This is a genomic window from Nonomuraea sp. B5E05 (genome assembly GCF_039880665.1).
GTDB lineage: Bacteria > Actinomycetota > Actinomycetes > Streptosporangiales > Streptosporangiaceae > Nonomuraea.
Window position 1 is genome coordinate 21,201 of record NZ_JBDPMJ010000035.1, and the last position, 11,213, is coordinate 32,413.

The 11,213-nt window shown below is 64.2% G+C and carries 12 protein-coding genes; 7 read left to right on the forward strand and 5 right to left on the reverse strand.

All coding sequences use genetic code 11. From position 1 onward, the window contains the following. Nucleotides 1-8 precede the first annotated feature (8 nt). From ABGB01_RS40145 to ABGB01_RS40155, 3 genes are read right to left on the reverse strand one after another with little or no spacing between them, the layout of a single operon-like run. Nucleotides 9-884 carry a RidA family protein gene (locus ABGB01_RS40145; protein WP_347779067.1) on the reverse strand — a complete coding sequence of 292 codons (876 nt, stop codon included), beginning with the start codon at nt 882-884 and terminating at the stop codon, nt 9-11. After that, nucleotides 881-2,029: a mandelate racemase/muconate lactonizing enzyme family protein gene (locus ABGB01_RS40150; RefSeq protein WP_347779068.1), complete on the reverse strand. Its 1,149-nt coding sequence runs from the start codon at nt 2,027-2,029 to the stop codon at nt 881-883. The genes ABGB01_RS40145 and ABGB01_RS40150 overlap by 4 nt, the downstream gene beginning before the upstream one ends. After that, a complete protein-coding gene (locus ABGB01_RS40155) occupies nt 2,026-3,024 on the reverse strand; it encodes an SDR family oxidoreductase (RefSeq protein WP_347779070.1) in 999 nt (332 codons plus the stop codon). Before ABGB01_RS40155 ends, ABGB01_RS40150 begins: the two co-directional genes overlap by 4 nt. 164 nt (nt 3,025-3,188) lie before the next feature. Here ABGB01_RS40155 and ABGB01_RS40160 point away from each other — a divergent pair, with 164 nt between their 5' ends. From ABGB01_RS40160 to ABGB01_RS40175, 4 genes are all read left to right on the forward strand, one after another. Next, on the forward strand, nt 3,189-4,502 hold the full coding sequence (locus ABGB01_RS40160) for an extracellular solute-binding protein (protein WP_347779072.1): 1,314 nt from the start codon (nt 3,189-3,191) through the stop codon (nt 4,500-4,502). Next, nucleotides 4,499-5,452 (forward strand): sugar ABC transporter permease, encoded by a 954-nt coding sequence (locus ABGB01_RS40165; RefSeq protein ID WP_347779073.1) that lies wholly within the window; start codon nt 4,499-4,501, stop codon nt 5,450-5,452. The genes ABGB01_RS40160 and ABGB01_RS40165 overlap by 4 nt, the downstream gene beginning before the upstream one ends. Continuing rightward, entirely contained in the window at nt 5,442-6,392 is a 951-nt protein-coding gene (locus ABGB01_RS40170) for a carbohydrate ABC transporter permease (RefSeq protein ID WP_347779074.1), read from the forward strand. Before ABGB01_RS40165 ends, ABGB01_RS40170 begins: the two co-directional genes overlap by 11 nt. A gap of 143 nt (nt 6,393-6,535) precedes the next feature. Further along, nucleotides 6,536-7,306, forward strand: coding sequence for an IclR family transcriptional regulator (locus tag ABGB01_RS40175; protein ID WP_347779075.1), 771 nt, complete (start codon nt 6,536-6,538; stop codon nt 7,304-7,306). Here ABGB01_RS40175 and ABGB01_RS40180 read toward each other — a convergent pair. Then, nucleotides 7,298-7,978: a helix-turn-helix domain-containing protein gene (locus tag ABGB01_RS40180; RefSeq protein WP_347779076.1), complete on the reverse strand. Its 681-nt coding sequence runs from the start codon at nt 7,976-7,978 to the stop codon at nt 7,298-7,300. The genes ABGB01_RS40175 and ABGB01_RS40180 overlap by 9 nt on opposite strands. Nucleotides 7,979-8,077: 99 nt before the next feature. On the opposite strand from ABGB01_RS40180, the gene ABGB01_RS40185 reads away from it, so the two are divergent. Then, nucleotides 8,078-8,845 (forward strand): SDR family NAD(P)-dependent oxidoreductase, encoded by a 768-nt coding sequence (locus ABGB01_RS40185; protein ID WP_347779077.1) that lies wholly within the window; start codon nt 8,078-8,080, stop codon nt 8,843-8,845. A gap of 98 nt (nt 8,846-8,943) precedes the next feature. Here ABGB01_RS40185 and ABGB01_RS40190 read toward each other — a convergent pair whose 3' ends face one another. Then, nucleotides 8,944-9,159 (reverse strand): integrase core domain-containing protein, encoded by a 216-nt coding sequence (locus ABGB01_RS40190; protein WP_347779078.1) that lies wholly within the window; start codon nt 9,157-9,159, stop codon nt 8,944-8,946. On the opposite strand from ABGB01_RS40190, the gene ABGB01_RS40195 reads away from it, so the two are divergent. Further along, entirely contained in the window at nt 9,150-9,824 is a 675-nt protein-coding gene (locus tag ABGB01_RS40195; protein ID WP_347779079.1) for a phospholipase A2, read from the forward strand. The two genes, ABGB01_RS40190 and ABGB01_RS40195, sit on opposite strands and share 10 nt — an antisense overlap. Before the next feature lie 106 nt (nt 9,825-9,930). After that, nucleotides 9,931-10,644: a hypothetical protein gene (locus ABGB01_RS40200; RefSeq protein ID WP_347779080.1), complete on the forward strand. Its 714-nt coding sequence runs from the start codon at nt 9,931-9,933 to the stop codon at nt 10,642-10,644. The last annotated feature ends 569 nt before the right edge of the window (nt 10,645-11,213 follow it).

Consider the following 11,213-nt stretch of genomic DNA (forward strand, 5'->3'; position numbering starts at 1 on the left):
GGTGGCTCTCATCGTGCGACCGCCCACATTTCCACTTCGACGAGGAGTCCGTCGAGCAGGGCCGCTCCGACCACTGTGCGCACGGGGCAGGGTTCCGGCATGTACGTCCGGTAGACCGAGTTGAAACGTTCCCAGGTCGCCATGTCGGTGAGATAGGCGTTCACCTTCACGACGTCAGCGAGCGTGCATCCGGCGAACGCCAGTTGGCGTCGGCAGTTCTGGAGAGTGAGATGCGTTTGCTCTTCTATGTCATCCCCGACGATCGAGCCGTCCGGCACGATCGCGGCCTGGCCGGACACCACGACCAGGCGGTCCGCGCGCACCGTCAGGACGGGGGAGTAGGGCCCGGCAGTGGCATGTTGGGTGGCATGGGCGGGGAGTTCTTTCGCGGGGGACGCGACGGACCTGTCCCCCATCGGGTTCGGCAGATGGCCGATGAACCCCCTGATGCGCCAGCGACCGGCGTCCTGCCGGCAAAGGTAGAGGGTCTGCCAGTCGAGGTGCACCAGTCCGCCGTCGCGACGGCGGATCGTCCCGTCGAACTTCTTGTGCGCGACAGCGTCTCCCTCGTGGATCTCGATGTCCCGGAGCGTCGTGGCCTCCCGCAACCCGGCCTCCAACGTGTCAGCCGAAACGGCCGCGTTCAGTTCCGCGCTGCCCGCCGACCATGAGTCACGGTAGGCCGCGAGATTCTGCCCGACTCTCCAAGAATCGGGGTTCGACGTCCTTCTGGCATCGATGGACACGAATTCCGACGAGCTGACATAGTCGGCCTCGACCATGGCCCACTCGTTGCGGACGTACGCGCTGATGTCGCGGTCGACGAGCATCGTCCAGATCGCGGCGCGATCCGGATCTGCTGGGAATGGATTCTCTGGGCTCACTGCGGCAGGTACTCCTTCTCGGCTGTCCGGAACTCGACGCGGGCCTGCTCGTCGAGCTGGACGCCGAGACCGATTCCGTCTGGAAGAAACGCGTAAGGGGGCTCGATCCGTAGTGGTTGGCGGAGAAGGTCGTGGGACCGGATCAGGCGTCCGAAGATGTCGCTGGGCTGCACGCATGTTCGTGCGGCGGCGCAGGAGTGGAGATAGGCGGCTTCCGCGATACCGAGGTCGACCTGCGATCCATGCCAGGTCGGCATGTTGAACAGGTCCACGGCATGGTCGAGGCGACGGAAATCGCTCAACCCCGCGGTGATGTTGAACATGTCCGCGGTGCCGTGCCGGAGTACGGCGACGGCTTCACTGCCGCGGTCGGAAAACTGCGGATAGGCGAGCGATATGTGGCGTGCCAGCGGTATCGGGACGACGGATCGCAATCGTGACCACTCATCGAGCATCCAATGCGGGATCGGATCCTCAAGGCAGGCGACATTGCCTATCTCGGCCAGCGCCAGCCCGATGGCGCGCGCTTCGGCGAGGTGTTCGAAGCGGCCGTTGGGATCGAGTACGACTGACATGGTGGGTGCCCGCTCGGCGATGGCTCTGCACCACGCCACGACGTCGTCCTCGAGCGAGCATTTGAACTTGACGGTCGTGAAGCCCGCGGACGCGAAGGAGCGGACCAGATCGCCGACGTCATCCACTGTGCGGTGGCTCGACCACGCGCTCACCGCGACCCGGTCGCGCAGCGGTCCGCCGAGCAGGTCGACAACCCTCAGGCCGAGGGATCGCGCGAACGCATCCCAGACGGCCATCTCGAAGCCGTCGAATTCGTGGACGCGAGGGAGCGGCACGTCCTGCATGCTCACTGACCGCAGATCCAGACCCACCAGCGCGGTGGCCAGTGCGTCCACGGACTCCCAGTCGTGCGCGCGGTACAGCTCGCCGAGGCCCACCGTCCCGTCCCGCAGCTCGAGTTCGAGGATGACCTTGGGCATCTCGTCGAACTGGACGGACCAGCTCGCGGCACCCTTCCACGGCTTGTTGTGCAGCGGGCGGTGGAGCGATGGTGACTCGATGACTCCGGGATGCGCGGGCACGACGACCTCGGTCGCGCGGATCCGTGAAATCTGCATGGGATTGTTCATCGCGCGTCCGGGCCTTCCGCACGTAGCGCCGCCTGCCGTTTTCGATCGGCATAGATGCGAGCGCTCATCTCTCCGTTGTAGAGCCGGGCGGTGAGCCCGGCATCAATGGTGATCACCTGGCCCGTGACGCACCGGCTCTGCTCCGACAGAAGAAACCGCACTGCCCAGCCACAGTCGATCGGCTCGATCGTCCTCTGGAGCACCTGCTCGCTGTTGGTGTGCGCGGCGATCCAGGAGGCGTCGTGCGCGGGATGGCCGGGCGGTACCAGGTCCTGGTTGATCGGGACATATCCCGGCGCTATGGCGTTGCAACGCACGCCGATCGATCCGAATTCGACGGCGCAGGCGCGGGTCAGCCCCTCCACCGCGGCCTTGGCGCTGGCGTAGATGGCGTACTGGCCGATCGTCTTCTCGGCGTGGACCGACGAGACATTGACGATGGCGCCCGGCCGACCGTGCGCCACCGCTGACCGGGCAAAGGCCTGGCTCATCAGCCAGACACCCCGGAAGTCGATGTCGACGATGCGGTCGAACTCGGCTTGGGTCGCGTCGAGCATCGGTGCGATGAGCCCGACGCCGGCATTGTTGACGAGTCCGGTCAGGGGCCCGGCGCTGTCAATCGCCTCCTCGAATATCCGCGCCACGTCATCCGGCCGCGAAACGTCCCCGACCACACCCACCGCGCCGGGGTAGCGACGCACCGTTCTCCGTACGTGCTCATCGGCCAAGTCGTTGATGACGAGGCGCGCCCCTGCTGCATGGAGCGCGTCACACACCCCGGAGCCGATTCCGGGGCCGGACGCCCCAGTGACAAGGACTGTGTGGCCGGCGAGGTCGTGAGCGGGCACGGCGCTCTCATGTGCTGTAGAAGGAACGATTCCGGCCGACGGTCGCGGTCCAGACTCCACCACGAGATACCCTCGATCCTCATTTGCTTTGTCCCGGTTTATGGGACGGTGGCCCATTATAGGCGGCACGGAGATCGAGTCAATCATGAGCCGTGGGCTGCCATCAATGACGGCGATGCGAACAGAAGGTTGCGTTCTGCAGGCATCTTGGGTGGGGCCGTTGACACGCACCGCAAGCACTGCCTAGCTTCGACACCCTCGGGAAACGGTCCGCTGTCCCGCTGAATGGGACGCGTTGAAGGGATGCGCCCATGCAGATGCGATACCGGCGCCGCCGCAACAAGGCTGCCGCCCTCATGCTCACCGTCACACTTGGACTGTTCGGTTCAGCCTGTTCCGCCGACGACTCGGGGGGCGACTCCGCTCAGGAATTCACCTATTGGTCGATGTGGCAGGAGAAAGAGCCGCAGGCCAAAGTTCTGGCGAAGGCGCTCGCGGACTTCGAGAAAGAGTCCGGCATCAAGGTCAAGGTGGAGTGGCAGGGGCGCGACAACGTCACGAAACTCCTGGCGGCGCTGCGCACCGACAACGTCCCCGACCTCATCGATCAGCAGTACTTCACGGTCAGCAACGCGATCGTGAAGAATGATCAGTTCAAGGACCTGAGTGACGTACACAAGATGGAGATACCTGGCGAAAGCAAGACCGTCCGCCAGGTGATCCCGAAAAAATACGACCAGTTCACGACCGCGGCCAACGGCGCCCAGTTCCTGATCCCGTACGAGGTGATCGGATACTCCATCTGGTACAACGCCAAGACCTTGCCCGACGTTGCGAGCAACCCGCCGAAGACGTGGCAGGAATTCACGGACGTCCTGGCCAAGTCAAAGGCGTCCGGCCGCAACCCGATCGCCCTTGACGGGGACATCGCCGGGTACGCGGAGTTCTGGACGGCGACGGCACTGGCCCGAACGCTCGGCACAGGTGGCTTCTACAAGCTCGTGTCGGACAAGCAGGCAAGCGGCTGGGACAACGCCGACGTCCGCAACGCGCTCGCCGCCATCGCCGACCTCGCGAAGCAGGGTTACTTCATACCGGGGTACGACAGCAGTAAGTTCCCCGCCATCCAGACGAAGTGGGCGCAGAATCAGGCGGACTTCCTCTACATGGGTAGCTGGGCTCCGACCGAGACCGAGACGCTGGCGGCCCCCGGTTTCGAGTACCGGTCGTTCAACTTCCCGATGCTCGGAAATGACGACTCATTGCCGGCGAGCGTCATCGGTTTCGCTATCCCGAAGTCGGCGGGCCACGCCGAGGAAGCGCAGAAGTTCATCGCCCACTTTCTCCACAAGGAACGGCTGTCCAAGATCTCCAGCGAGGCGAACAACCTCACCCCCCGATCGGATGTCGAGGTGCCCAAGCAGTTGGCGGACGTCAACGCCCTTCTGCAGGAAAAGAACCTGAGCAAGATCACTGACGGAGTTCTCGGAGACTTCTCGGACTTCGACAAGAAGGTCTTCCAGCCGCTTAATCTCAAGCTCATGACCGGCAAAGTCACACCGGACGAGTTCATCGCCCAGATCACCACCGGTCAGCGCGACTTCTGGGCGGGACACCACTCATGACGCTCGCGACACCTCCTGCAGGTGAGCCGCGCCTCTGGCGTGGCTCACCCCGGAGCACGGGGGCCTTCGACCGGTCGCGCCGACGGTTGTACCTGCCCTTCGTCGTTCCCGCGCTCGTGTTGTACCTGGCCTTCGTCATCGGGCCGACCCTCGCCGCGCTGTGGATCAGCTTTCACAGGTGGGACGGCGTGAGCGAGATGCGGTGGAACGGCCTCGACAACTATTCCGCGCTTTTTGGCGACCCCACCTTCCGCACTGCGCTGGTCAACACCCTCATCATCCTGGTCGGAGCCGGCGCTGCCATCTTCGCCATCAGCTTCGTCCTGACCATGATCGTTCGCGAGATGCGTGGGCGGTCGTTCATCCGTTCAGTGCTCTTCTTTCCCCACATCGTGTCCGCCATCGTCCTGTCGATCGTGTGGGGGTTCATCTTCGAGCACAACGGTACGGTCAACACCATCCTGTCCAAGGTGTTCGGGGCGGAGCCGATCCCCTGGCTGAACTCCGACAATCTCTTCCTGATGATCCTCATCGGCACGGTCTGGATCTCTACCGGTCTCTACGTCACGATCATCCTGGCGGCCGTTGACCGTATTCCGCGGTACTTCTACGAGGACGCGCTGCTGGCCGGGGCGAACGCATATCAGCGGCTACGATTCGTCACGTTGCCGCTGTCGTGGGACGTGATATCGGTTGCCGCCATCTTCTGGACGATCAGTTCGCTGAAGATCTTCGAATTCATCTACGCCTTCGGCGGAACGACCAATGATCTGCCACCGCCGGCCGTGTGGAACTCGGCGCTCTTCGTCTACGGCGAGTCGTTCGGCGGGAGGAGCCCGTCGTACCTCTTCGGTTACGCATCAGCGTCAGCCATCCTCATGCTGGTGCTGTTCACCGTCCTGATCGTCGTCCTGAGGCGCCTGCTCCGGAGGGATCCCATTGAATTCTGAGAACCCAGGTGCGCAGGCCGGGGTGTTGCAGCCGCGTAGCGATCCCGCCGTTGTACGCGAGGGCCGTGACCGACGTCCTTCCCGTGGAAGATCCCCGCAAGTCCAAACGGCGAGGGCCGACCCACTCCGCGCCCTCGGCCGCGTCCTGGTCTGGGCCTTCGTCACCTTCAACCTGCTGGTTTTCGCGTTCTTGATCCTGTCATCGTTCAAGACCACCACTGACATCTTCAGGGCGCCCTGGGGGTTTCCGAGCTCGCTCCACCTGACCAACTGGAAGAACGCGTGGAATGAGAGCGGCTTTGCCCGTGCCACACTCAACACGGCCGGGCTCGCGCTTGGAGCTTCTGTCTGTACCCTGGCGGTCTCCGCCCCCGCCGCATACGTGCTCAGCCGCATCCGCACCCGCTCCGCCGGGCCGCTCAGTGTGTTCTTCGCGCTCGGGCTCGGCATCCCGGCACAGGTGACCGTCATCCCGCTGTTCGAGATGATGTCGAGAGTCGACCTGGTCAACAGCCTCCTGGGTCTCTTCATCATCTACACCGCGACGCACGTGCCTTTCACCGTGTTCCTGCTGACCGGATTCATGCGCACTCTGCCGCGTGAGATCGAGGAGGCAGCCGCGATCGACGGGGCCTCTCCGTTCAGGTCCTTCTGGCAAGTCATGCTTCCCCTGGCTCGCTCGGGCCTTATAACCGTCTTGATCCTGAACATCATCTCGATGTGGAACGAGACACTGCTCGGCATTGTCTTTCTGCAGACCGTGGACAAGTACACGGTTTCCTTGGCGCTGCTCAACTTCTTGTCGAGCATGCAGTTCTCGGGCGCCGACTACGGCGGGCTGTTCGCCGGCGTATGCATTCTCGTCCTGCCCATGCTGGCTCTTTACCTGTGGTTGTGGCGCCGAATCATCGAGGGCATCACCCTCGGGGCGGGGAAGTGATCGGGGCGCCCGAACGACGCCGAGTACGGCAGCAAGTCTGCGCGAAGTCGGCCGTTGCCCCGGTCTGTACCGGTACGACTCCGGTGGTCCTCCCGCAAAGCCTGGGGTGCCATAATCACAGCAGCCTGCCGCGAGGGAGTAACATGAACGAATCCGTCCGCAAAGCTGCGGATATCCTGTCCGCCCTCGCCGAGGTCGGCCGTGACGCCAGCGCCCGCGAAATCGGCGTTCTCCTTGACCTGCCGAAGAGCACCGTACAGCGACTGCTGCAGGCGCTGGAGCAGAGCGGTCTCGTCCGGCAGGATTCCGCCTCACGCAGATATGGCCTCGGCCCGAAGACCCTGACCCTGGGCATGTCGTACCTGGACCGAATCGACGTCCGCTCCCAGGCCCTACCGCACATGATGCGACTGCGAGATGATCTTGACGAGACCATAGCTCTCGCGGTGCGCGTAGGGCATTCCCGAGTCTACGTGGAGCAGGTCGAGTCGCGGTCCGGGCTCAAGGCGAAGGCCGAGGTCGGCAGACCGTACCCGCTGTGGGCCGGCGCGGCCGGCCGGGTCCTACTGGCAAGCCTGTCACGCGAAGAACTCATTCAGTTCACGCTGGACGTGGGAGACGCGGCATTCACCCACGTAACCCCTCCAACCTTGAACGGACTTCTCGCTCAGATCGAGGAAACACGCCGCCGCGGGTACGCCTGGGCGTTTGAAGAGACCATGCGAGGGGTCCACACAGTCGCCGCACCCATCCCCATCTCCATGTCGGAGGTAGCAGCACTGAGCGTCTCCGGACCGTCGACCTGGTTCGACGAAAGCCGCATGAAGGACGCAACAGGTCCTCTGATGGACGCGGCCAGAGCAATCTCCTCATCGATGGGATACACCCACCCCCTGCCCGGAGTGTCAACTTAACGGCTGATCTTGGAGCCAGTCGTCTCGGGGCGGAGGCGTCGCGGCATAGGGGGCGGGTGCAGTCGGGACTTCGTCCGAGTGGTCGGTCGATGCGGTGGCTCCTGCGCGGAGGCCGGCTAGCACCGTGCCGAGCATGCGGCCTGCCAGTCCCGGGTCGGCGTCGATGCCGAGGCAGGATGAGGACGCCGCCGCGAGCGAGCCGGCGAGGAACGGCAGGTCCTGCCATCGCGCATTGGGATGCATGGCTCCCGCTTCCTGGGCCCGTTCGCCGATACGGCGGACGAGGTCGCGGATCCGGGCCCGCTGCTCGGCGAAGGTTCCTCCGGCCGCTGCCGAATCGCCGGTGAGCAGGTCGTAAAGGCCCCGGTGCCGGGACTGGTGCTCCACGAGGACGCGCAGCGCCTCTTGGAGCCCTGCCGCGGGATCCTTCTCGGTGGCCTCCTGAAGGCTTGCCTCGACTGAGGCGAGCACATCGTCGAGCACGGCGGACAGCAGTTCCTCGCGGGAGGCGAAGCGTCGGTAGAACGTCGCCTGTCCCAGCCTGGCGCGCCGCACGATCTCGTTCACGGACACCGCCAGGCCGACCTCCGCCACGGCCTCCCGGGCGACCCTGATCAGGAGTTCGCGGTTGCGTACAGCGTCGCTGCGCGTACGGGTTTTCTCGTCCTGCACACCAGCAGCCTACCCAAAACGGATACCCCCTCTCCTGTTAATGTAGGCTCGCCATTAACGGAGAAGGGGTTTCCGTTTACAGGAGTAGGGGCGCGAACCATGGAACATCTTGCCGGGCGTACGGCACTGATCACGGGGGGCAGCGAAGGGCTGGGGCGCGTGATCGCCGAGTCGTTCGCCGCCGAGGGCGCGAGTCTCGTGCTGCTCGCCCGCGACCAGGACAAGCTGGCCGAGACGGCCGATGCGCTGCGGGCCAACGGCAGGGTGGTGCGGACCCTCGCCGTGGACCTGACCGACCTGCAGGCCCTGACCGACGCGGTCGCCCGGCTCGACGCCGGCGTCGACGTCCTCGTCAACAACGCCGGCCTGGCGCGCCTCAAACCGCTGGCCGACCTCACGCTGGACGACGCGGAGGCCATGGTGCGCGTCAACCTGCTGGCGCCCTTCCACCTCACCCAGCTCCTGTTGCCCTCGCTCACCGCGGCACGGGGGACGGTCATCAACATGTCCAGCTACTGGGCCGCCACAATGGTCGCAGGACGCCCCTCCTCGCTCTATTCGGCCACCAGAGGGGCCATCGAGTCTCTCACCCGCGCCCTCGCCAACGAGCTGGGCCCTCTCGGGGTACGGGTCAACGCCATCGCTCCCGGCTCGATTGCGACTCCTACCTTCGACCGCGAGTTCCTCGGCCGGATGACCTCCGGGCAGCGCACAGCGTACGAACGCTACGTGGAGAGCGCCTACCCCATGGGCCGCATCGGCCGCATGGAGGAGGTCGCGAACGCCGCCGTGTATCTCGCCTCCGACCAGGCGTCATGGACGACGGGCACCGTGCTCAAGGTGGACGGCGGCCTGACCCTCCGCTAGCTCCTTGGGGCATCAGTGTCTGTTATGAACGATGATGTTGAGCCTGCATGTCCGAACGATCGGGGGGAGTTTGAAGCGCCCCGACTTTGATGGAGACCTCAACGGTTGATTCCGGCGGGTTCGTTGGGGTGGTGTTGAGCGTAGTGGAGAGCGTCGAACTCCTCTGGTGGCAGGTGCCCGATCGCTGAGTGCAGGCGGGTGGTGTTGAACCAGTCGGCCCATTCGGCGGTGGCCAGTTCGAGGTCGGCCAGGCTGCGCCAGGGTCCTCGGGGCTTGATCAGCTCGGTCTTGTAGAGGCCGATCTGTGATTCCATCAGGGCATTGTCGAGCGCTGCGCGACTACGGGACGGGCGCCGCGAGCGTAGCGGCCGAGCCGCTGAAGAGCAGTTATACCTACGATGCCGGGGGCAACATCACCCAGCTGACCACCCCTGGTGACGGCACCTGGAATCTCTCGTACGACGGCCCGGGTCGCTTGACCAAAGCCGAGCCTGCTCCCACGGTCAGAGCCACCACACCCTGCTATGCCTCGGATTTCATGCTGGGCAAGAGAGCCGGCTGCTGGGTCGACCCGGTCTACATGGACAACGAACCCGAGGAACAGGGCAACACCAAGATCTCGCCCAAATGGACAAAGACACCCGGCAACTGGTCGGTCGTCGGCGTCCCGTGGGACCACTGCACCAACCCATACATCCCGAAAATAGCGAAGGAAAACCCTGCGGGGATTTCTTTCGCCGCCGCCTGCGACAGCCACGACTACGGATGCGGCATCATCTACTCACACAAGTTCAGCAACTTTCTCAAGCCCAAGAAATACGCTGTCGACGCCGTCTTCTACAACATCATGAAGAACGGCACGTGCAACTACTACAAGAATTACCCCACGACCAACTATGGTCAATGTGTGGGGTGGGCCTGGATCTATTATCAAGCGGTGTACTACCAAGGTGGCATAGAGATGAATCCCGAGGGATAGCCGCACGCTACATCCCGTACGAACCGGGGTCCCCGATCGACGCGTCGGGGACCCCGTCACGATGATGAGGACGAGGCCGGAAGGCCGCCGGTAACGCCCCGACAGCATGGAAGAAGCGACAGACGAAAACCAAGGGGACGGCTTGATCCGCAGAAAATATGCGACGCTCTTTGCCGCGGCATGGATCGTCTTCGTGGTGGCAGCCCTGTTCGACTACGCCAGGCACGGCGGCCACAAAGGAGGAATGGAGCTCGCGTGGTCCTTCCTGGCGAGCTTCCCCCTGAGTCTCGCGATGAAGTGGGCCTGGTCAGCGGGTCTGGATTCGCTGGTTCCAGACGGGTTGTTCGGAGGGGACAGGGTCCACGCATATGCCGGATTGCTGACCGTCACGGGGCTCGTTCAAGCCCTGCTGATCTGGCGGATCGTTCGCGGCAAGGCGTCACGACCACTGCCGGCAGGCGGCGTGCCGCCCTACGACTGGCCAAGCAGATTTCTGACGAGAGTGACCGTGTCCTATCTGGCCATCGTCGTGACGCTCACCCTGCTCAGTCTGCTCACCATGCCTGACAGACCCACTGAACCATGGGTCGGCGGCGATCACCCCGATTTCTGGCCCCTGAGCTTTTACGCCGCATTCCCCACGTCCATGCTGCTGACGTCGTTCACCGGTCTGTTCACCGCCGCTGTGGATCACAGACTCCTCGTCGCGGAGTCCTTCCTCGCGGGCTTGATCCAAGCCGTCGCCTTCTGGATGACCCTCCGCTGCAGCCAGCCCGGCGGAGGAAATCACCGCCTGGATGATCGCCCGGCCCACCAGTGATTTCTGAGGCGCGCAACGTACCTCTCAAGTTCGTGTCGCTCGATCCGGGCCAGTAGGTCTCCGAGGCCGGCCGGCCGGTGACCCGATTCATGTGACAGCGCGGCTTTGTGACCTGCGTCACCAACCATGGGTGTCACATAGCGGTGGGGACCGCGGTCGTATGTATGGCGCGACCGCGAATGAACAGACAGGAACCGGCAGTGAGCGAACGCGACGAGCAACCGCAGATCGTACGCCGGCGCATCGACCGGGCGCGCCACGTAGGCACGACGAGCCGATCGCGGTGCTGGGCAAGGGCCCGGTCGCGGTGGCTCAGACGCTGTCGGTGGGGCTATGGACGCGCCGGTTTCGATCTGCTGCGTCTCCAGAATCTTCACGCGGACTGAACGCCCCCGACAGCGCGTGATCAGTCCACATCAATTGGTTCAGAAAGGCTTGCATGACCGCCGTCAGCCCAGCCCTTCATCGCCGTACTGAAAGCGTGCCGATCTGCTCGAACAATGCCGGAGAAGCGATCGGGTGACCGCGCACCTCGTGCAGAAGTAGGCCATCCGCCGGGAGTCACTGCC

What these genes read in the sequence shown, in the direction of transcription:
- ABGB01_RS40200 (WP_347779080.1), top strand. Translation starts at nt 9,931, where the DNA reads ATGGAAGAAGCGACAGACGAAAACCAAGGGGACGGCTTGATCCGCAGA.
- ABGB01_RS40155 (WP_347779070.1), bottom strand. Translation starts at nt 3,024, where the DNA reads ATGATTGACTCGATCTCCGTGCCGCCTATAATGGGCCACCGTCCCATA.
- ABGB01_RS40190 (WP_347779078.1), bottom strand. Translation starts at nt 9,159, where the DNA reads ATGGAATCACAGATCGGCCTCTACAAGACCGAGCTGATCAAGCCCCGA.
- ABGB01_RS40160 (WP_347779072.1), top strand. Translation starts at nt 3,189, where the DNA reads ATGCAGATGCGATACCGGCGCCGCCGCAACAAGGCTGCCGCCCTCATG.
- ABGB01_RS40185 (WP_347779077.1), top strand. Translation starts at nt 8,078, where the DNA reads ATGGAACATCTTGCCGGGCGTACGGCACTGATCACGGGGGGCAGCGAA.
- ABGB01_RS40165 (WP_347779073.1), top strand. Translation starts at nt 4,499, where the DNA reads ATGACGCTCGCGACACCTCCTGCAGGTGAGCCGCGCCTCTGGCGTGGC.
- ABGB01_RS40150 (WP_347779068.1), bottom strand. Translation starts at nt 2,029, where the DNA reads ATGAACAATCCCATGCAGATTTCACGGATCCGCGCGACCGAGGTCGTC.
- ABGB01_RS40175 (WP_347779075.1), top strand. Translation starts at nt 6,536, where the DNA reads ATGAACGAATCCGTCCGCAAAGCTGCGGATATCCTGTCCGCCCTCGCC.